The organism is Salipiger sp. D13 (genome assembly GCF_003703915.1).
Taxonomy (GTDB): Bacteria; Pseudomonadota; Alphaproteobacteria; order Rhodobacterales; family Rhodobacteraceae; genus Salipiger; species Salipiger profundus.
Map to the genome: position 1 here is coordinate 252,748 of NZ_ML112591.1, position 19,356 is coordinate 272,103.

Annotated in this window: 15 protein-coding genes; 6 read left to right on the forward strand and 9 right to left on the reverse strand. The window is 67.7% G+C overall.

Annotation, left to right across the window (positions count from 1 at the left end):
- Positions 1–200: 200 nt before the first annotated feature.
- From D6860_RS05545 to D6860_RS05555, 3 genes are all read left to right on the forward strand, one after another.
- Positions 201–1,460: an efflux RND transporter periplasmic adaptor subunit gene (locus D6860_RS05545; protein WP_076622506.1), complete on the forward strand. Its 1,260-nt coding sequence runs from the start codon at positions 201–203 to the stop codon at positions 1,458–1,460.
- Between the two features lie 39 nt (positions 1,461–1,499).
- Complete coding sequence (locus D6860_RS05550) at positions 1,500–4,634, forward strand: efflux RND transporter permease subunit (protein WP_076622507.1); 3,135 nt, start codon at positions 1,500–1,502, stop codon at positions 4,632–4,634.
- Between the two features lie 210 nt (positions 4,635–4,844).
- On the forward strand, positions 4,845–5,720 hold the full coding sequence (locus tag D6860_RS05555) for an MBL fold metallo-hydrolase (RefSeq protein ID WP_017468968.1): 876 nt from the start codon (positions 4,845–4,847) through the stop codon (positions 5,718–5,720).
- 25 nt (positions 5,721–5,745) lie between these two features.
- Here the strand turns inward: D6860_RS05555 and D6860_RS05560 are convergent, their stop codons facing one another.
- The 3 genes from D6860_RS05560 to D6860_RS05570 are packed head-to-tail and all read right to left on the reverse strand — an operon-like array spanning position 5,746 to position 8,382.
- A complete protein-coding gene (locus tag D6860_RS05560) occupies positions 5,746–6,639 on the reverse strand; it encodes an amino acid ABC transporter permease (RefSeq protein WP_076622508.1) in 894 nt (297 codons plus the stop codon).
- A 38-nt stretch (positions 6,640–6,677) separates the two neighbouring features.
- Positions 6,678–7,505, reverse strand: coding sequence for a transporter substrate-binding domain-containing protein (locus D6860_RS05565; protein ID WP_076622509.1), 828 nt, complete (start codon positions 7,503–7,505; stop codon positions 6,678–6,680).
- 31 nt (positions 7,506–7,536) lie between these two features.
- Positions 7,537–8,382, reverse strand: a complete 846-nt coding sequence (locus D6860_RS05570; protein WP_083697747.1) for an amino acid ABC transporter permease — start codon at positions 8,380–8,382, stop codon at positions 7,537–7,539.
- A gap of 210 nt (positions 8,383–8,592) precedes the next feature.
- Here D6860_RS05570 and pheT point away from each other — a divergent pair, with 210 nt between their 5' ends.
- Positions 8,593–10,989 (forward strand): phenylalanine--tRNA ligase subunit beta, encoded by a 2,397-nt coding sequence (pheT, locus tag D6860_RS05575; RefSeq protein WP_076622510.1) that lies wholly within the window; start codon positions 8,593–8,595, stop codon positions 10,987–10,989.
- A gap of 89 nt (positions 10,990–11,078) precedes the next feature.
- Here the strand turns inward: pheT and D6860_RS05580 are convergent, their stop codons facing one another.
- From D6860_RS05580 to D6860_RS05590, 3 genes are all read right to left on the reverse strand, one after another.
- Positions 11,079–11,531: an EF-hand domain-containing protein gene (locus tag D6860_RS05580; RefSeq protein WP_076622511.1), complete on the reverse strand. Its 453-nt coding sequence runs from the start codon at positions 11,529–11,531 to the stop codon at positions 11,079–11,081.
- A 28-nt stretch (positions 11,532–11,559) separates the two neighbouring features.
- On the reverse strand, positions 11,560–11,898 hold the full coding sequence (locus D6860_RS05585) for a carboxymuconolactone decarboxylase family protein (RefSeq protein ID WP_076622512.1): 339 nt from the start codon (positions 11,896–11,898) through the stop codon (positions 11,560–11,562).
- Positions 11,899–12,244: 346 nt separating this feature from the next.
- Positions 12,245–13,933, reverse strand: a complete 1,689-nt coding sequence (locus tag D6860_RS05590; protein ID WP_017467565.1) for an acyl-CoA dehydrogenase family protein — start codon at positions 13,931–13,933, stop codon at positions 12,245–12,247.
- A gap of 147 nt (positions 13,934–14,080) precedes the next feature.
- On the opposite strand from D6860_RS05590, the gene D6860_RS05595 reads away from it, so the two are divergent.
- Positions 14,081–14,851 carry a sulfite exporter TauE/SafE family protein gene (locus D6860_RS05595; RefSeq protein WP_076622513.1) on the forward strand — a complete coding sequence of 257 codons (771 nt, stop codon included), beginning with the start codon at positions 14,081–14,083 and terminating at the stop codon, positions 14,849–14,851.
- Between the two features lie 6 nt (positions 14,852–14,857).
- On the opposite strand, the gene D6860_RS05600 is transcribed toward D6860_RS05595, so the two are convergent.
- Together D6860_RS05600 and D6860_RS05605 are read right to left on the reverse strand one after the other, a co-directional pair.
- Positions 14,858–15,982, reverse strand: a complete 1,125-nt coding sequence (locus D6860_RS05600; RefSeq protein WP_076622514.1) for an enolase C-terminal domain-like protein — start codon at positions 15,980–15,982, stop codon at positions 14,858–14,860.
- 5 nt (positions 15,983–15,987) lie between these two features.
- A complete protein-coding gene (locus D6860_RS05605) occupies positions 15,988–17,697 on the reverse strand; it encodes a thiamine pyrophosphate-binding protein (RefSeq protein ID WP_076622515.1) in 1,710 nt (569 codons plus the stop codon).
- Positions 17,698–17,800: 103 nt separating this feature from the next.
- On the opposite strand from D6860_RS05605, the gene D6860_RS05610 reads away from it, so the two are divergent.
- Positions 17,801–18,484: a GntR family transcriptional regulator gene (locus tag D6860_RS05610; protein WP_076625255.1), complete on the forward strand. Its 684-nt coding sequence runs from the start codon at positions 17,801–17,803 to the stop codon at positions 18,482–18,484.
- A 56-nt stretch (positions 18,485–18,540) separates the two neighbouring features.
- Here the strand turns inward: D6860_RS05610 and D6860_RS05615 are convergent, their stop codons facing one another.
- The gene (locus tag D6860_RS05615; protein ID WP_076622516.1) at positions 18,541–19,281 is read right to left on the reverse strand and encodes an aspartate/glutamate racemase family protein; all 741 of its coding nucleotides are present in this window, start codon (positions 19,279–19,281) and stop codon (positions 18,541–18,543) included.
- Positions 19,282–19,356: the final 75 nt, after the last annotated feature.

Sequence of the window (19,356 nt, forward strand, 5' to 3'; positions counted from 1 at the left end):
CCGGACGCCCCCGCCTGCGCGGGGTCTTGTCGCAACCATTCGATGAGCACTGCCTCAAATCCTGCCTCCTTCGTCACGGCCCGGACTGAAACTCCGCCCTCCGGGTCACCGCGCACTTTACAAAACTACGCGGTTTCCTTATCGGCATTCAAGACTGTTCCGCGCACCGGCGGTAAACTGCCTTTTTTCGGAGTGACGATATGCTCAACGGATTTTTCCGCGGCCTCCGCCGCGCGCTCGCCGTTGCCGGGCTGGCCGCTTCTGCGGCGCTGCCCGCCATGGCCCAGCAACAGGGCGGCGAACGGCCGCCCCAGGCCGTCACGGTGGTGACGCTCGAATCGTCCGACGTGACGCTGACCGCGACCCTGCCCGGCCGGGTCGCCGCCTCCGGCGTGGCCGAGGTCCGTCCGCAGGTGAACGGAATCATCACCGAGCGGCTGTTCGAGGAAGGCTCCGAAGTGGCGATGGGCGACGCGCTCTACCAGATCGACGCCGCCACCTACGAAGCCGCCAAGGCCGCTGCCGAAGCCTCGCTCGCGCAGGCACAGGCCCAGCTTGCCTCCGCCCGGCGCGAGGCCACCCGCCAGCAGGAGCTGCGCGACCGCAACGTGACCAGCCAGCAGAACCTCGACGACGCGCTCGCCGCGCGCGACGTGGCCGAGGCCTCGGTCAAGGTGGCGGAAGCCAACCTGATGTCGGCCGAAATCGACCTCGAGCGGACCGTCGTGCGGGCGCCGATCTCCGGCGCCGCCGGTCTCAGCGACGCGACCCAGGGCGCGCTGGTGACCGCCGGTCAGACCACGCCGCTCACCGTGATCCGTCAGCTCGACCCGGTTTACGTGGACGTGACGCAATCGGCCTCGGAACTGCTGCAATGGCGGCGCTCCGGGCAGGACGCGGCCGAGGAAGAAGGCCAGATCGTCTCGCTCAAGCTGGCCGACGGATCGACATACAACCATACCGGCCGCCTTGCCGCCGCCGAACCGCACGTGAACGAGCAGACCGGCGTGGTCGTGCTGCGGCTCGAGTTCCCGAACCCCGACGATTTCCTCCTGCCGGGCATGTACGTTCAGGTCGAGATGCCGCAGGGCAAGGTCGAAGGTGCCGTTCTGGTCCCGCAGGAAGGCGTGACCCGCGACCGCCGCGGCCGGCCCATGGCGATGGTGGTCAATGCAGAGAACGTCGTGGAGCCGCGCCAGCTCACCATCCAGCGCGACCGGGGCTCGGACTGGGTCGTGACCGACGGGCTGTCTGCCGGGGATCGCGTCATCGTGGCCGGGCTCCAGAAGGTGTCCGCCGACATGACCGTGACCCCGCAGGAGCGGCAGGCCGAAGGCGGGGAGGCCTCCGCGCCCCCGGCCGAAGGTGCCGGTGCAGAGGCCCCCGCAGCCGAAGGTGACGCAACCGGCGACACCGAAGGCGCAGAGCCCGCAGCCGACGCCGAGACCGCCGCAGACTAAGCCGCAGATTAGCCGCGCCCCTGGCGCCAGGAGTCCCCAATGGCCCGTTTCTTCATCGACCGCCCGGTCTTTGCGTGGGTGATCTCGATCCTCATCATGGGGATCGGCGTCCTGTCGATCCTCACGCTTCCGATCGCGCAATACCCGCAGATCGCGCCGCCCTCGGTGCGGATCAGCGCGCAATACCCCGGTGCCTCGGCCCAGACCGTCGCCAATACCGTGACCCAGATCATCGAACAGCAGATGACCGGGCTCGACGGGATGCGCTACATGTCGTCGTCGTCCACCTCGGCCGGGACCGCCAGCATCACGCTGACGTTCGAATCCGGCACCGACCCGGACGTCGCGCAGGTCCAGGTTCAGAACAAGCTCAGCCAGGCGACCGCGCTCCTGCCGGAGTCCGTGCAAAGACAGGGCGTGACCGTGGAGAAGGCCTCGTCCTCCTTCTTCATGGTGATCGGCCTCATCTCGCAGGACGGCAACCTCGACCAGGCGGACCTTTCGGACTTCCTGAACTCGAACATGGTCGACGAGTTCGCCCGCATCGAGGGCGTGGGCGGCGCGCAGGTCTTCGGTGCGCAATACGCCATGCGGATCTGGCTCGACCCCTCGAAGCTCTCGGCGTTCGAGATGACCCCCTCGGACGTGGTGAGCGCGGTCTCGGCGCAGAACGCGCAGATCTCGGCCGGCGCCTTCGGCACCCTGCCCGCCCCCGAGGGCCAGCAGCTCAACGCCACGATCACCGCGCAGTCGCTGCTCTCGACCCCCGAAGACTTCCGCAACATCGTGCTGCGGTCGGAAACCGACGGTGGCCTCGTGCTGCTGCAGGACGTGGCCGAAGTCGAGATCGGCGCCGAGAACTACTCGACCATCGCCCGCTACAACGGCCAGCCGTCGTCGGGCATGGCCCTGAACCTTGCCTCGGGCGCCAACGCGCTCGACACCGCCGAGCGGGTCAAGGAGCGGCTCGAGGAATACCAGGAGTTCTTCCCCGAAGGGGTCGACTACGTCATTCCCTATGACACCACCCCGTTCATCGAGATCTCGATCCACGAGGTGCAGAAGACCCTGTTCGAGGCGATCATCCTCGTGTTCTGCGTCATGTTCCTGTTCCTTCAGAACATCCGTGCGACGCTGATCCCGACGCTGGCCGTGCCGGTCGTCATCCTCGGCACCTTCGGCATTCTTGCCGCCGCCGGCTTCACCATCAACACGCTGACCATGCTCGCCATGGTGCTGGCCATCGGCCTGCTCGTCGACGACGCCATCGTGGTGGTGGAAAACGTCGAGCGGATCATGGAGGAAGAGGGTCTCGGCCCGCGCGAGGCGACCCGCAAGTCGATGGGCCAGATCACCGGTGCCCTTGTCGGCATCGCGCTGGTGCTCTCGGCGGTGTTCGTGCCGATGGCCTTCTTCCCCGGCTCCACCGGGGTGATCTACCGGCAGTTCTCGATCACCATCGTCTCGGCCATGGCACTATCGGTGCTGGTCGCCCTGACCCTGACACCCGCGCTTTGTGCAACGCTGCTCAAGGCCAAGGATGCCGAACACACCAAGCGCGGCCTGTTCGGCTGGTTCAACCGGGGCTTCGAGAAGACCACCAATGGCTACGGCGGCACCGTCGGTGCCATCATCAAGCGTCCGCTGCGGATGCTCGTCGTCTATCTCGCGCTCGCGGGCGGCATGGTCTGGCTCTTCGACAACACGCCCACCGGCTTCCTGCCGGCCGAGGACCAGGGCATCCTGATGACCATCATCCAGGCGCCCACCGGCGCCACGGCCGAACGCACGCAGGACGTGCTCGAGCAGGTGCAGGCGCACTTCCTCGAGAACGAGAGCGAGGCGGTCGAGTCGGTCTTCGGCGTCGTCGGCTTCTCCTTCGCGGGGCAGGGCCAGAACATGGGCATCGCCTTCGTGCGACTGAAGGACTGGGAGGAACGCCAGGATCCGAACCTGAGCGTGCAGGCGGTGGCGAACCGCGCCTTCCCCGCCTTCATGGCCATCCAGGACGCGCAGGTCTTCCCGATCGTGCCACCCTCGGTCATCGAACTGGGCAACGTCTCGGGCTTCGACTTCTTCCTGCAGGCGCAGGGCGGGCAGACGCACGAACAGCTCCTGAACGCGCGCAACCAGCTGCTCGGGATGGCCTCGCAGAGCGACATGATCGCCTCGGTGCGGCCCTCGGGGCTCGAGGATGCGGCACAGTTCGAGCTCGACATCGACTGGCGTGCGGCCGGGGCCGTGGGCGTCACGCCCACGAACGTCGGCAACGTGCTGTCGATCGCCTGGGCCGGGCAATACGTGAACGACTTCGTCGACAACGGTCGCATCAAGCGCGTCTACGTGCAGGGCGCGCCGGATAGCCGGGCAACGCCCTCCGATCTGCAGAAGTGGCGGGTGCGCAACGCCAACGGCGACCTCGTGCCCTTCGCCAACTTCACCTCGGAAAGCTGGACCTACGGCGCGCAGGGGCTCAACCGTTACAACGGCGTCCCGTCGATGCAGATCCAGGGCTCGCCCGCGCCCGGCGTGACCACCGGCGAGGCGATGGCCGAGATGGAACGCATCGTGTCGCAGCTTCCGCCCGGTTACACGATCGCCTGGACCGGCCTGTCGCTGGAAGAGCGCTCCTCGGGCGGCCAGGCACCGCTTCTCTACGCGCTGTCGCTGGCGGCGATCTTCCTCTGCCTCGCGGCGCTCTACGAGAGCTGGACCATCCCCTTCTCGGTGATGCTCGCCATGCCGATCGGCGTGCTGGGCACCATGGGCGCGGCCTACTGGTTCGGCTTCGAGAACGGCGTGTTCTTCCAGGTCGGCCTGCTGACGGTCATCGGCCTGACGGGCAAGAACGCCATCCTCATCGTGGAATTCGCACGAGAGCGCTTCGATGCCGGCGAGGATCTGTTCACCGCGACCAAGGAAGCGGCCAAGCAGCGCTTCCGGCCGATCATCATGACCTCGCTCGCCTTCACGCTGGGCGTGGTGCCGCTGGTGCTCTCGACCGGCGCCGGCGCCGGCGGCCGCACCGCGGTCGGCTCGGCGGTGCTGGGCGGGACGATCACCGGCACCGTGCTGGGCGTGCTCTTCGTGCCGCTGTTCTTCACGGTGGTCTACCGGGTGTTCGCCCGCAAACAGGTGCGCGAACACGCGCAGAAGGCCGACGCCTCGACCTGAGACTGAGGCCCGCGTGACATGAGACAGGCGCCGGATCGTGACCACGGTCCGGCGCCTTTTCATTGCGCATCCCCTCCCCGCCTGCGCTCTTTTCGCGCGCCCCCGCGGGCTGGAATTTCGCCCTCCGCGGAACATATCTCTTATTCGGAAGATATCATACTTGAGACGCCGGCGCTCACGGCCGGCCGCGAAGACACGGAGAGGACAGAGATGACCCACAGCCCAACAGTCAAAGGCTTCTGGGACGAGACAACCGGAAGCTGGCAATACGTCTTTCACGATCCCGCCACCATGAAGGGGGCGGTCGTCGACCCGGTGCTCGACTTCGATCCACAGGCCGCCGCGATCACCCACGAAAGCGCCGACGCGATCCTCGACTACATCGCGCAGACCGGCATCGAGATCGTCTGGATCCTCGACACCCACCCCCATGCCGATCACCTTTCCGCGGCGGCCTACCTCAAGGAGAAGCTGGGCGCCCCGCAGTCCATCGGCGAGAAGGTGACCGAGGTGCAGAAGCTGTGGAAGGGAATCTACAACTTCGGCGACGACTTCGACACGACCGGCGCGGCATGGGACAAGCTCTGGGCCGACGGCGACGAGTTCACGGTCGGCGAGATCCCGGTCAAGGTGATCTTCTCGCCGGGCCACACGCTTGCCTCGATCACCTATGTCGCGGGCGACGCGGCCTTCGTCCACGATACCTTCATGATGCCCGACAGCGGCACCTCGCGCGCCGACTTCCCCGGCGGCTCGTCCAAGGAACTCTACCAGACGCTGCAGACGATCCTCGCGCTGCCCGACGAGACCCGCCTGTTCGTGGGCCACGACTACGCGCCCGATGGCCGCGACGCGGCCTGCTGCGCCACCGTGGGCGAGCACAAGGCGTCGAACATCCACCTCAAGGACGACCCGTCGGAAGAGGAATACCGCGCGGTGCGTGACAAGCGCGACGGCACGCTGCCGCTGCCGACGCAGATGCTCGCAGCGCTGCAGATCAACACGCGCGGTGGGCGCAAGTCGCCGGCCGAGGATAACGGTCGCAGCTACCTGAAGATCCCGCTCGATTACTTCGAGCCGCGCTGACCACGTCGGCGGTCCGGGCTGGAGCTCAGCCCGGGCCGCTGCGCTGCTGGCGCCGCTCGAGCCGAGCAAAGAGCCGCGACAGCCCGAAGCACAGCAGGAAATACAGCACCGCGACGACGATGTAGGTCTCGAAGCGGCGCTGAGACGAGACGGCGATTTCCGTGCCGGTGAACGTCAGCTCCTGCACCGAGATCAGCGACACGATCGAGCTGTCCTTGACCAGCATTATGAACTGGTTGGCAAGCGGCGGCGTCACCTTGCGAAATGCCTGCGGCAGCACCACCAGCCGAAAGGTCTGGAGGCCCGAAAGCCCGAGGCTGCGCGCCGCCTCGACCTGCGCCTCGGGCACCGCCTCGATGCCGGCCCGGACGATGACGGCGATGTAGGCGGCCTCGAACATCGCGAGGCTCAGCACCCCGGCAAGGAAGTTCTCGAGCAGGTTCGGCGGCCCGGCGAGCACGCCCACCACCCGCTCCATCCCCGGCGACAGGTCGCGCGCCCACGAGTCGACTCCGAGCGCCGGGATCACCTGCGAGCTTACGAAGAAGTAGAAGACGAAGACGAACACCAGCGGCGGGATGTTGCGGATGAGCCCGACGTATGCGGTCGTGGTGAGCCTTGGCAGCAGGCGCCGCCGGCTCGCCATCACCCCCAGAACCACGCCCAGCAGGCTCGCGATCAGCATCGCCCAGAGCGATAGCCGGATCGTCGTCAGGAAGCCCTCGAGCAGCAGGTTGGGCTCGTACCAGCCGCCCTCGGTCTGCCGGAAGAGCACCCCCGGCAGGTAGGACCAGTTCCACTTGTAGGCGAGCACGTCGGACACGCGGTGCCAGACGTATGCCACCCCGCCCAGCACCATCGCGATGAGCAGGAAGTCGATGAGGCCGAAGCGGCGTTTGCGGTCGGGATCGGGATACATGCGTGCGCGGGGCGGCGCGCGGCCGCCCCGTCAGCTCCTTATTCCGGGACCTGGTCCGCCCAGGGGCGGCCGCCGAACCAGTAGTCGTGACGCTCTTCGAGCCAGCCGTCGTTGCTGCGCAGCAGGATCCAGTTGTCGAAGAAGTTCAGCGCGTCCGGATCGCCCTTGCGCACGGCAAAGGCCTCGGACGACGCCTCGATCAGCTCGTCGGTGGGCGCGTAGACCGTTTCGGGGTTGTCGTAGATGATGAAGGCCGGCAGCGGCTGCGACGACATCATCACGTCGGCGTTGCCGTTCAGCACCTCCTGGATCACCTGGTTCTGGTCATCGAAGAGGCGGACGGTCGCCTTGGGAAAGGTGTCGCGGATGTAGTCGCAGGGCGACCCGCCGCGGCGGCAGGCGAAGGTCACGTCGGTCGAGTCGAAGCCCTCGGGCCATTCGATGTCCTGCGCGGTCTCGATATTCGCCATCACGCCCAGCGACGAGCGCGCGTAGGGCGTGGTGAAGTTCACCGTCAGGTTGCGCTGTGGTGTGATCGACATGCCGCCGATGATGACGTCGAACTTGCCGGCCAGCAGCGCCGGGATGATGCCGTCCCAGGCGGTCGGCACGAATTCGGCCTCGACGCCCATGTCCTCGGCAAGCTGCTTCGCGACGTCGATCTCGAAGCCGATGAGATCGCCGTTCTTGTCACGCATCGCCCAGGGGACGAAGGTCGACATGCCGACCTTGAGCACGCCCTCGCGCTTGATGCTCTCGATCACGCTGTCCTGCGACAGCCCCTGCTGGGTGTCCTGCGCCGGCACCGCCGAGGCGATCCCGACCGCCGCGGTCGCGGCGAGGGCAAGGGTGCGGAAAAGGCTCATGTGGGAAACTCCCTGTTGTCGTGTCCTGAAATCATGGATCGGTGTGGCGCCGGGCGCGGCGTTCCAGCCAGCTTGCCACGGCGGAAAGGCTGATGGTGAGCACAAGGTAGATCGCCGCCACGGTCAGCCACACCTCGAATGTCATGAAGGTGTCGGCGATCACCGTGCGGCCCTCGTTGGTGAGGTCGAAGATCGCGATGGTCGAGACGATGGCCGAGCTCTTCACGAGGTTCACCAGCGAAGAGGTCAGCGGCGGCAGCATCAGCGGCACCGCCTGCGGCAGCACCACCTTGCGGTAGGTCGCGTAGCCGCGCATCCCCAGCGACGAGGCTGCCTCCCACTGCGCTGGCGGCACCGACAGGATGCCCGAGCGCAGGATTTCCGAGATGAAGCTCGCCTCGAAAACCGCGAGCGCCAGCACCCCGGTCCAGAAGCGGTCGATCCCGAGGATCGGCGACAGCACGAAGTAGAAGAGATACATCTGCACCAGCAGCGGCGTGTTGCGGATGAGCTCGAGATAGGCCGTGGCCAGCGCGTGCCCGGCCCAGCTGCGCGACAGCCGCAGAAGCGCCACCGCGAGCCCGATGGCAAAGGCCAGCAGCGCGCCCCAGAGCGTGATCTCGAGCGTGACCAACAGGCCGCGCACGAAGGGGCCCCAGATGATCTCGCCGTCGATTTCGCGCCAGAAGTAGTCCGGAATGCGATACCACTGCCAGTTGTAGCGCATCGCCTGCGCCCCGGCGAAGACGCCCCAGAGGATCAGCCCCGCCCCCGCGAGAAACAGCACCCAGTCCGAGGTGTTGCGCCGCCACAGGCCAAGCCGCGCGCGGCGGCGGCTCTGCGCCAGCAGGGTGTCGAGATCCGGCTCGGCTGTCATTCGGGCGAGATCCCCGGTCTGCTGCGGTTGGTGGCTGTCGGCCGTTGCGTGTCTTGGCTGTTGGCCGTGGCTATTAGCCTAGGGGAAAACACCGCGATGGCAAACGCGCTCTGGCCTGCGCGCCGGGCATTTGGCCGCGCCCCTTTCCCCCTGCGCCGCGATGGGGTAAGGCGCTGCGGACACGGACAACCAACCCCGGGCGGCACCGCGATGAAATTCACGCTTTCCTGGCTGAAAGAGCACCTCGACACCACGGCCACGGTCGACGAGATCACCGAGGCCCTCACCGATCTCGGACTCGAAGTCGAAGGGGTCGAGAACCCCGCCGACCGTCTTTCCGCCTTTACCATCGGCAAGGTAACGGCCGCCGAGAAGCACCCGGACGCCGACAAGCTCAGGGTCTGCACCGTCGAGACCGACGAGGGCCCGAGCCAGATCATCTGCGGCGCACCGAACGCGCGCGAGGGCATCACCGTCGTGGTGGCCAAGCCCGGCACCTATGTCCCCGGCATCGACACCACCATCCAGGTCGGCAAGATCCGCGGCATCGAGAGCTTCGGCATGATGTGCTCCGAGCGCGAGATGGAGCTTTCCGACGAGCACAACGGCATCATCGAGCTGCCCTCGGGCGAGATCGGCCAGCGCTTCACCGATTGGCTGGCCGAGAACGACCCGGCCAAGGTCGATCCGGTGATCGAGATCGCGATCACCCCGAACCGCCCCGATGCGCTTGGCGTGCACGGCATCGCCCGCGATCTCGCGGCGCGCGGGCTCGGCACGCTGAAGCCGCTTGCGGAGGTGACCGTGCCCGGTGCCTTCCCCTGCCCCGTCTCGGTGACCATCGAGGACAGCGCGAAAGAGGGCTGCCCGGTGTTCTGCGGCCGGGTGATCCGCGGCGTGAAGAACGGCCCCTCGCCGCAATGGCTGCAGGACCGGCTCAAGGCCATCGGCCTGCGCCCGATCTCGTTCCTCGTGGACGTGACCAACTATTTCACCTTCGACCGCAACCGCCCGCTGCACGTCTTCGACGCCGACAAGGTGTCGGGCGGCCTGCGGGTGCACGCGGCCGCGGGCGGCGAAACGCTCGAGGCCCTCGACGAGCGGACCTACACCATGGAGCCGGGGATGATCCTCATCTCCGACGACAGCGGCCCCGAGAGCCTTGGCGGCGTGATGGGCGGCGAGCCGACCGGCGTGTCGGACGAGACCGTGAACGTCTTCGTCGAGGCGGCCTATTTCGATCCGATCCGCACCGCCTACACGGGCCGTGGCCTCAAGATCAACTCCGACGCCCGCTACCGCTTCGAACGGGGCATCGACCCGGCCTCGGCGGCGCCGGGGATCGAGGCGGCAACGCAGATGATCCTCGACATTGCCGGCGGCGAGGCCTCCGAGGTGATCGTCGCAGGCGAGGTGCCGGACGTGTCGCGCGCCTACAAGCTCGACACCGACCGGGTGATCTCGCTCGTCGGCATGGAGATCCCGGCGGAAGAGCAGCGCGCGACGCTGACCGCGCTCGGCTTCACGCTCGACGGTGACATGGCGCAGGTGCCGACCTGGCGCCCCGACGTGATGGGCGAGGCCGATCTCGTGGAAGAGGTCGCACGCGTCGCATCGCTCACCAAGCTGCAGGGCCAGCCGATGCCGCGCCCGCAGTCCGGTGTGCCGGCGCCGATCCTGTCGCCGATGCAGAAGCGCGAGCAGGTCGCCCGCCGCACCGTGGCCGAGCTCGGCTACAACGAGTGCGTGACCTACAGCTTCATCGACAAGGCGGCGGCCGAGCTCTTCGGCGGCGGTGACGACGCGACGATGCTGGCCAACCCCATCAGCTCCGAGATGAGCCACATGCGGCCGCAGCTGCTGCCGGGCCTGCTGCAGGCCGCCGCCCGCAACCAGGCGCGCGGCTTCGCCGACGTGGCCCTCTTCGAGGTCGGCGCGGCCTTCCACGGCGGCGAGCCGATGGAACAGCACACGCAGGTGACCGGCCTTCTCGTCGGCCGCACCGGCCCCAAGGACGTGCACGGCGCCTCGCGCCCCGTCGACATCTATGACGCCAAGGCCGACGCCGAGGCGGTGCTCTCGGCGATGGGCGCGCCTGCCAAGATGCAGATCCTGCGCGGCGCCGAGGAATGGTGGCACCCGGGCCGTCATGGCAAGCTGTGCCTTGGCCCCAAGAAGGTGCTGGGCGTCTTCGGCGAGATCCACCCCAAGGTGCTTGCCGAGCTGGGCGTGAAGGGCCCGGCGGTGGCCTTCGTGCTCTACCCGCAGGAAATCCCGCTGCCGCGCAAGTCGGGCTCGGGCCGCCCGGCGCTGAAGCTCGCGGACCTGCAGGCGGTCGAACGCGATTTCGCCTTCGTGGTCGACGCCGATGTCGCTGCGCTGGACCTCGTGAACGCCGCCGCGGGCGCCGACAAGGCGCTGATCGAGGAGGTCCGGGTCTTCGACGAGTTCATCGGCGGTTCGCTCGGCGAGGGCAAGAAATCGCTGGCCATCACCGTGCGCCTGCAGCCCAGCGAGACCACGCTGAAGGAAAAGGACATCGAGGCCGTTGCCGCGAAGATCGTCGAGAAGGTCGGCAAGGCCACCGGCGGCACCCTGCGCGGCTGACACCGCGCCGGCATCCGGCACTGGACGTCAGAAAAGGCGGCCCCGCGAAGGGGCCGCCTTTTCTCTTTCCTGCGCCTGTTTGCCCTGGCTCAGTTCGCGGGCTGCCCCTTCTGGAGCATGGCGAAATCCTCCGCCGTGACCGCGCCGTCGCCGGTCTGGTCGATCATGGCAATCCAGCCCTGCTTGGCGCCGAGGAACTCGGCCTCGGTCACCGCCCCGTCACCGTCGCCGTCGTTCGCGTCGAGCGTCATTCCCTCGGCAACGACCGACATCGCGCCCCGCCCTGCGCCGGGCTGGCCTGCCATGTCGTTGGCGCGCGCCTCGTCGAAGACGGCGTATTCCTCGGCATCGAGTGTGCCGTTCTCGTCGGCATCGAAGGTGTAGAACACATCGCCCCGACGCTCTTGCGCTTCGGCCAGCGTCACCCGGCCGTCGCCGTCCAGATCCCAGCTCTCGATGAAATGCGCACCCGGTTCCTGGGCCGCGGCCATGCCCGCGAGGGTGAAGACCGCGACGACCGTGGCCTTGAGAATACGTGTCATCCTTTGTCCTTTCGTGGCATGGCAGGCGTCAGACAGCCGCCATCTCGTCGTAGGCGGCCAGCGCCTTGGTGCCGTACATGACACCCGGGCCACCGCCCATCTCGACGCAGACCGCCAGGGTCTCGGCGATCTCCTCGCGGGTGGTGCCCATCCGAACGAGCGCCTCGGTGTGGAAGAGGATGCAGGGCTCGCAGCGGATCGCCACGGCGATTCCGAGCGCTACGAGCTCCTTCTGCTTGTGCGTCAGCGCGCTATCGCCCTTGAGGCTCTTCGCGATGGCCCCGAAGCCCTGCGCGGTCTCGCCGATCGCGGCGTTGAACGCCTTGACCTGCGGTTTCATGTCGGACAGCGTTTCCTTGTAGCCCATCTGGCCCTCCATTCGAAATTTCGAATATCTTAGACCACGCCCGCCGCATCGCGGCATTGATCGAGATCAGGAGGTGCGGTGGACCCGCAATGTCGCTGCCCGTGGGCCCCGCAGAGCGACCTGCGAAGAATTTTCGTCGAAAAATCTCTCCGCCCCATGGAAAGAATTTTCCGACGAAAATTCTTCTCCCCACCGATCGGACAAAACGCAGAAAGCGCCCCGGAGGGCGCTTTTCATGGCTGGTGAGGCAGGCATCCTTCCCAGGCGGGGGGCAGCGTGCCATCACTTGCTGCCGGACTTCGGCGTGCCGCCGAGGCAGACCCCCGCCGGAGGGTCTGCGACATCGTCAGCCGAGGAGCCGTCTTGCGATGACCTGCGCCTGGATTTCGGCGGCACCCTCGAAGATGTTGAGGATGCGGGCGTCGCAGAGGATGCGGCTTACCGTGTATTCCAGCGCGAAGCCGTTGCCGCCGTGGATCTGCAGCGCGTTGTCGGCATTCGCCCAGGCGACGCGGGCACCGAGCAGCTTGGCCATGCCGGCCTCGAGATCGCAGCGGATGCCCTCGTCCTTCTCGCGGGCGGAGAAATAGGTGAGCTGACGCGCCACCATGATCTCGACCGCCATCATGGCGAGCTTGCCGGAGACGCGAGGGAAGTCGATCAGCGACTTGCCGAACTGCTTGCGGTCCTCGGCGTATTTCATGCCCACGTCGAGCGCCGACTGGGCGACGCCGATGGCGCGGGCGGCGGTCTGGATGCGGGCGCTCTCGAAGGTCTCCATGAGCTGCTTGAAGCCCTTGCCTTCCTCGCCGCCGAGCAGGTTCTCGCCCTTGACCTTGAAGCCGTCGAAGCCGAGCTCGTACTCCTTCATGCCGCGATAGCCGAGCACCTCGATCTCGCCGCCGGTCATGCCCTCGGTCGGGAACGGATTGGCATCATCGCCGGGCGTCTTTTCCGCCAGGAACATCGACAGACCCTTGTAGTTGTCGCTCGACGGGTCGGTCCGCGCCAGCAGCGTCATCACGTGCGTCCGCGCGGCGTGGGTGATCCAGGTCTTGTTGCCGGTGACGGTGTAGTCGCCGTTGTCGTCCTTGACTGCGCGGGTGCGCAGGCTGCCGAGGTCGGACCCGGTGTTGGGCTCGGTAAAGACCGCGGTGGGCAGCTTCTCGCCCGAGGCCAGCGCCGGAAGCCACTTCTCCTTCTGCGCGTCGGTGCCGCCGGCGAGGATCAGCTCGGCCGCGATTTCGGAGCGCGTGCCCAGCGAACCCACGCCGATATAGCCGCGCGACAGCTCCTCGGAGACCACGCACATCGACGCCTTGCTGAGCCCCAGGCCGCCATACTGCTCGGGGATGGTGAGACCGAAGACGCCCATCTCGGCCAGCTCCTCGATGATCTCCATCGGGATCAGCTCGTCCTTGAGGTGCCATTCGTGGGCGTTGGGTTCGACCTTGTCGACGGCATAGCGGCGGAACTGCTCGCGGATCATCTCGAGCTCGTCGTCGAGACCGGTCTTGCCAACGGTAATCTCGGCAGAGCGTTCCTGCATCAGCTCGACAAGACGCGTGCGGGCGCCCTGCGTGTTGCCGCGCGCCATCAGCGTCTCGACCGCGTCGGTACGGAACGCCGAGAGCGCGCCTGCGTCGAGACCCAGATCGGACAGGCGCACCATCTCGCCCTGGTTCATCTGGATGCCGCCGGCGATCTGGCTGAGGTATTCACCGAAGGCGATCTGGTGGATCAGCTGCTCGACCTCGGTGAAGCTGCCCTCGCCCGTGAGCTTGTCGGCCCAGTACTGCATCTGCCGCAGGCTCTCGACATAGGTCGCGAGCCACGCCAGCCCGTGGGCGGCGAACTGGTTCGCCTCGATCAGCTTTCCGGAAACGCGGCCATCTTCCACGACCGTTGCGCGCACCGCCTGTTTCGCCTTTTCGAGGACCTCTTCCGCCGGCGCGATCGCCGCCCCGGTGAGGCTCATCAGGTCGTCGAGCAGGATGCCCTGGCCAAGCGTCACGTCCGCTCCGTCATGTGCCATGAATCATTTCCTTTTCCTGGGTCCACACGCAAATAACCACTTTGCAGGTGCAGCGCAAGAAAAATACATATTATAGCACCTATAGGTTCTATTGTTACCCGCTAATTCCTTGATGCAGGGGGTTGAAAGCCGTGATAAGCGCGGGAAATGGACGTGATCTTTTCCCTCGTGTCGCCGGCCGGGCTGGCACTTGCCTGCAGTATCGCGATCCTGGCAGGCCTGATCAAGGGAATGGTCGGATTCGCGATGCCGATGATCCTGATCTCGGGGCTCAGCAGCTTCCTGCCGCCCGAGATCGCGCTTGCCGGGCTCATCCTGCCGACCCTCGCGACCAACGCCATCCAGGCACTGCGGCAGGGCCCGCGCGCGGCGCTGCACTCGGTGCGCCGCTTCCGGGTGTTCCTCGGCATCGGCCTGGCGTTCCTGCTCCTGTCGTCGCAGCTTGTCACCGTGCTCTCGGTGCCGGTGATGCTGGCGCTGATCGGCGGGCCGGTGGCGCTGTTCTGCGTGATGCAGATCGCCGGCTGGCGGCCGCACCTGGCAGGCGGCGCAAACCGCGGGCTCGAAGCTGCGGTCGGCTCGGTCGCGGGGTTCCTCGGCGGCATGTCCGGGGTCTGGGGGCCGCCGCTGGTGGCCTATCTCACCGCCATCGACACCGAGAAGCGCGAGCAGATCCGCATCCAGGGCGTCGCCTACGGGCTGGGCGCCGTGGCGCTGACCGGAGCGCATGTTGTGTCGGGCGTGCTGAACGCCCAGACGGTGCAGTTCTCGGCGCTGCTGCTGGCCCCCGCGCTGGCGGGCATGTGGATCGGGCTCAAGGTGCACGACCGCATTGACCAGGCGATGTTCCGCAAGATCACCCTCTGGGTGCTGCTCATTGCCGGGCTGAACCTGCTGCGCCGGGCGCTGATGGGCTGAGCCCGCTCAGCCGAGCGCCGGCTCCACCGCGTATTTCGCAAGCTGCGCGGGATCGACCTCGACGCCAAGACCCGGCCCCTTCGGAACATGCACGCGCCCCGCCTCGACCGGAAAGGGCGCGGTGAGGATGTCTTCGGCGGCATAGTAGCGCGACATGTAGAACTCGCAGTCGAGCCGCAGCTCGGGCAGTGCCGCCATGAGATGTGCCCCCGCCGCATGCGCAAGCCCGGTCTCGAACATGCAGCCGCCGTAGACCTCGATCCCGGCGGCACGGGCGATGGCCGCCACCTCGAGCGCGCGGCGGATGCCGCCGGCCTTGAACACCTTCAGCGAGAAGATGTCGGCCATGCGAATTTGCACACCGTAGAGCGCCTCGCGCACGCCGAAGACCGACTCGTCCGCCATGATCGGCGTGTCGATCACATGGGCGATATGCGCCAGCGTCTCGCGCTCGTGCATCTTCACCGGCTGCTCGACAAAGGTCGGACGGAACGCCTCGAGATCGCGGATATGACGCACCGCGTCAAAGGCGGTGAGCCCCTGGTTGTAGTCGATGCGCAGGTCGGCCTCGGCGCCGTAATCGGCGCGCAGCCGCTCCAGCCGCATCAGGTCGAAGTCATGCCCGCGAAAGCCCGTCTTGATCTTGAAGATCCGCACACCGTCGGCCCACATCTCGGCCACGTCCTCGAGATCCTTGCCGAAATCCGGGTTGGCGACGGAAAAGCTCAGGCCCATGTCCTCGCGCATCCGGCCGCCCACCAGCTCGCTCACCGACAGGCCCGAGATCTTGCCCGCCAGATCCAGCAGGGCCATCTCGAGCGCGGCCTTGGCCTCGGGGTGGCCGACGACGGCGGTCTCGGCGGTCTTCATCAGCGGCTCGACCTGCACCGGGTCGGCGCCGACGATGTGCGGCCGCAGGTAGACATGCAGCGCGGCAAGCGCCGCCTCGGCGGTGCCGGTGAAGGCGGGCCAGGTCGCCGCCTCTCCCCAGCCCGTGAGCCCGGTATCGGTGATCAGCTCGAGAATCACCGTGTGGATGCCCGCGACGTCGCCGATGCCGTGGGAATGCACCGCCTTGCCGGGGATGTTGATCCGGTGCACCCGGAGTTGCTCGATCCTGTGGTCGCTCATCTGTCTTATCCCATCCAGCGCCGCACCGGGGCGGCGGCTTCCTCGAGTGGCTGGCAGCGCACGTCGACCAGGGTCGGCCCGTCGTGCGCCAGTGCTTCGGCCAGCGCCGGCTCCAGCTCGGCGGGGTCGGACACCGACCATGTCTTCAGGCCGAAGCCCGCCGCCACCGCGGCCTGGTCGGTGCGGTTGAAGTCGACGTTGTAGTAGCGCCGGTCGCAGTCGTCGCGCTGGCTGGCCTTGATCCAGCCGAACGAGGCGTTCGAGAACACCACGTAGGTCACCGGCGCACCGACTCGCGCCACCGTCTCGAGCTCGCCGCAGGCAAAGGCGAAGGAGCCGTCGCCCATCAGCCCGACCACCTTGCCGTCGGGCCGCCCGAACCATGCCCCGAGCGCCGCGCTCAACGCATAACCCAGCGCTCCGTGGGCGCGGTTGGTGATGAAGCGGCGCCCGGGCCGGGACTGCTGGCCGTAAGCGCTCCAGTAGGGACAGGAGGTGCCCGGGTCCGAGACCACCGTGGCGTCATCGGGCAGCAGGCGGTTGAGCGTGTCGATGACCTGCTCGGGCCGGATCGGCGCCTCGCCTGCCTTGGCGAGCGCATCGAAGCGGGCGAACTTGCGCGCCTTGATGTCGGCCACCGCCGCCGCGCCGCCGAAGGCCGGCAGACCGTCCTGTCCATCGAGCGCCGCGTTCATCCCGGCAAGCGCCAGCTGAAGGTCCGCGACGACGCCGACCTCGGTCGGGTAGTTGGCGCCGATCACCATCGGGTCGCTGTCGATGTGCACGATGCGCTGGCCCGGCTTCGGCTGCTCCCAGCGCGCCGTGGTGGTCGAACCCGCGCGGCAGCCCATGAAGACCACGAGATCGGCGGCCTCCATCATCTCCCAGGTCTCGTCGGTGCCGCCGTTCGAGCCGACCACCCCGAGGCTCAGCGGATGCGTGTCGGCCAGCGCCCCCTGCCCCGAGATCGAGGTCGCGACCGCCAGGTCGAGCCGCTCGGCAAAGCGCGCAAGCTCGTCCATCGCGTCGGCGATGACCACGCCGCCGCCGCAGACCACCAGCGGCCGCTCCGCCGACAGGATCGCCGCGACCGCCGCCTCGGCCGCGCCGGGCTCGGGGGCCGCGCGGTAGGCCGGGTAGCTGCCGTGCTTCGGGTCGGCCCAGATGTCGTCGGAGGGCACCGGGTCATACTGGATGTCGTAGGGCAGCCCGAGGTGCGCCGCCCCCGAGCGCCCGGTCGTCATGGCGCGGAAGGCCTGCCGCACCATGCGCGGGATGTGGTCGGCGCGGCTGATCACGGTATTCCACTTGGTGAGCGGGCGCATCAGCGCCTCCTGGTCGACCTGTGTCAGCGGGTATTTCCCGTATGAGGCGACCGAGATGTCGGTGGTGATGGCGAGCACCGCGTAGGAGGATTCATTCGCCTCGATCAGCCCCGGCAGTATGTAGGTCGCCCCGCCCCCGGACGGCCCCTCGCAGACGCCGACGCGCCCGGTCACGCGGCTGAAGCCGTCGGCCATGTAGCAGGCCGAGCGTTCGTCGCGGGTGAGCACGTGGGTGATGCCGTGATCGAGCCGCAGCATCGCGTCGTAGAACGGCAGCGTGGTGTCGCCGCAGAGCCCGAAGATATGGGTGACGCCATGGGCCTCGAGCGCGCGCACCATCGCCTCGGCGCCGCTCATCTCGTTGCTTCCGAGCTCGCGGGTGGCGGCCATCGGTGTCTCCTTCCGGAATCGCATTCGAAGCTGTATACAGCACCGAACACCGATTTGCCGCGCGGCGCAAGCCCGGCACCGGAGGGGAATGGGCGGAGGGACGATGACAGAGGGCAAAAGCAGCGCCGACCGCGCCTACGAGACGCTGCGCGACATGGCGATCGGCTTCGACTTCAAACCCGGAGCCCGGCTGAACGAAACCGCGCTCACGCGGCGGCTGTCGGTCAGCCGCACGCCGCTGCGCGAGGCGCTGAACCGGCTGGTGGCCGAAGGCTTCCTGACGGTGGTCAGCGGACAGGGCTTCTTCTGCCGCACGCTGTCGCCGGAACAGGTGCAGGACCTCTACCAGGTTCGCGCAGCGCTTGAGACCGAGGCGCTGCGGCGCGGGATCGAGACGGCCGAGGACGACGCCATCGCGGCGCTCTGCAACCATCTCGACGCCACCGAAGCGCGGTACGCCGCCTGCACCGACCTGCCCGAGCTGCTCCGCATGGACGAGGCCTTTCACATGCAGCTCGCGGGGCTGTCGGGCAACGCCGAACTGTGCCGGATGCTGCGCAATGTCTACGAGCGCATTCGCTACGTGCGCCTCGTCAACCTGCGGCAGCTTCGCCTGTCGCCCGGCGGCGGCGAGGATCTCGGCGCCCACCGGCGCATCGCCGAGGCGGTCCGGGCGCGCGACACCGAGGCCGCCGTCGCGGCGCTGCGCGGTCACATCGAACGCCGTAGCGAGGAAACCCGCGCGCTTGTCCGGCTTGCCTACTCGGAACTCTACGTACCCGACTGAGCGCCAGCGCTGATCGGCGCGCCAGCCTAGGGTGGGTTTTCAACCCACCGCGCGCCTCAAAACAGCGGGTCGTCGACCCCGCCTGCGAAGCGGTCGGGCATCAGCGACTGCTGGAACCACTGCAGGAAGGTGTAGATCGAGAACACCGGCAGCCCGGTCGCCCGCCGCAGGTCGGCGGCGTAGGGCGTCATGTTGGTGCATTCGAGCACGATGGCGCCGACGTCCGGGTGCTCCTCGATCAGCGCACGGCCGGCGGCCAGCATCTCGGTGCGGCAGGCGGCGAAGTCGATCTCGGACGCGTTGCCGAGGATCTTGCGGGTAAACTCGCCGTCGGGCGAAGTGCCCATCACCGGCGTGTCGAGCGGGACGCCGGCCGCCGAGAGATGCGCGTCGGTGAGCGTGCCGGGCGAGATCGTCAGGATGCCGACCCGCTTGCCGGTGGGCAGCATCGCCTGCACCATCGGCACCTGCATCAGCGACGAGGTCGCAACCGGCACCGGCACCGCGCTGGCGATCTGGTCCTGCACGATCGACAGGAAACCGCAGTTGGTGGTGATGCCATCGCAGCCATGCGCCACGAGATCCTGCGCCGCCGCGATGAAGAGATCGACGAGCACCCGCGCGTCCTGCCGCACGACCTTGTCGGGGGTGGCGTTGCGCACGATGCGAAACTGCACCGGGAACGGCCATGTGCGCGCGTTGCCAATATCGCCCGGGATGCGTGGAAAGCGCGTTTCCAGCATCAGGATCCCGAGACTGGCCCCGAATACGGTCTTGCCGCCATGCTCGGTCTGCATTCCACCTGTCCTCTCAAACGCATCGGGCCGCGCCCCGCGGCACGGCCCTTCGCAACTCGCGCCCGCGGGCGGCGA

Excerpts from the sequence above, each read along its gene's own strand:
- D6860_RS05545 (WP_076622506.1), top strand. The coding sequence starts at position 201 with ATGCTCAACGGATTTTTCCGCGGCCTCCGCCGCGCGCTCGCCGTTGCC.
- D6860_RS05550 (WP_076622507.1), top strand. The coding sequence starts at position 1,500 with ATGGCCCGTTTCTTCATCGACCGCCCGGTCTTTGCGTGGGTGATCTCG.
- D6860_RS05555 (WP_017468968.1), top strand. The coding sequence starts at position 4,845 with ATGACCCACAGCCCAACAGTCAAAGGCTTCTGGGACGAGACAACCGGA.
- D6860_RS05560 (WP_076622508.1), bottom strand. The coding sequence starts at position 6,639 with ATGTATCCCGATCCCGACCGCAAACGCCGCTTCGGCCTCATCGACTTC.
- D6860_RS05565 (WP_076622509.1), bottom strand. The coding sequence starts at position 7,505 with ATGAGCCTTTTCCGCACCCTTGCCCTCGCCGCGACCGCGGCGGTCGGG.
- D6860_RS05570 (WP_083697747.1), bottom strand. The coding sequence starts at position 8,382 with ATGACAGCCGAGCCGGATCTCGACACCCTGCTGGCGCAGAGCCGCCGC.
- pheT (WP_076622510.1), top strand. The coding sequence starts at position 8,593 with ATGAAATTCACGCTTTCCTGGCTGAAAGAGCACCTCGACACCACGGCC.
- D6860_RS05580 (WP_076622511.1), bottom strand. The coding sequence starts at position 11,531 with ATGACACGTATTCTCAAGGCCACGGTCGTCGCGGTCTTCACCCTCGCG.
- D6860_RS05585 (WP_076622512.1), bottom strand. The coding sequence starts at position 11,898 with ATGGGCTACAAGGAAACGCTGTCCGACATGAAACCGCAGGTCAAGGCG.
- D6860_RS05590 (WP_017467565.1), bottom strand. The coding sequence starts at position 13,933 with ATGGCACATGACGGAGCGGACGTGACGCTTGGCCAGGGCATCCTGCTC.
- D6860_RS05595 (WP_076622513.1), top strand. The coding sequence starts at position 14,081 with ATGGACGTGATCTTTTCCCTCGTGTCGCCGGCCGGGCTGGCACTTGCC.
- D6860_RS05600 (WP_076622514.1), bottom strand. The coding sequence starts at position 15,982 with ATGAGCGACCACAGGATCGAGCAACTCCGGGTGCACCGGATCAACATC.
- D6860_RS05605 (WP_076622515.1), bottom strand. The coding sequence starts at position 17,697 with ATGGCCGCCACCCGCGAGCTCGGAAGCAACGAGATGAGCGGCGCCGAG.
- D6860_RS05610 (WP_076625255.1), top strand. The coding sequence starts at position 17,801 with ATGACAGAGGGCAAAAGCAGCGCCGACCGCGCCTACGAGACGCTGCGC.
- D6860_RS05615 (WP_076622516.1), bottom strand. The coding sequence starts at position 19,281 with ATGCAGACCGAGCATGGCGGCAAGACCGTATTCGGGGCCAGTCTCGGG.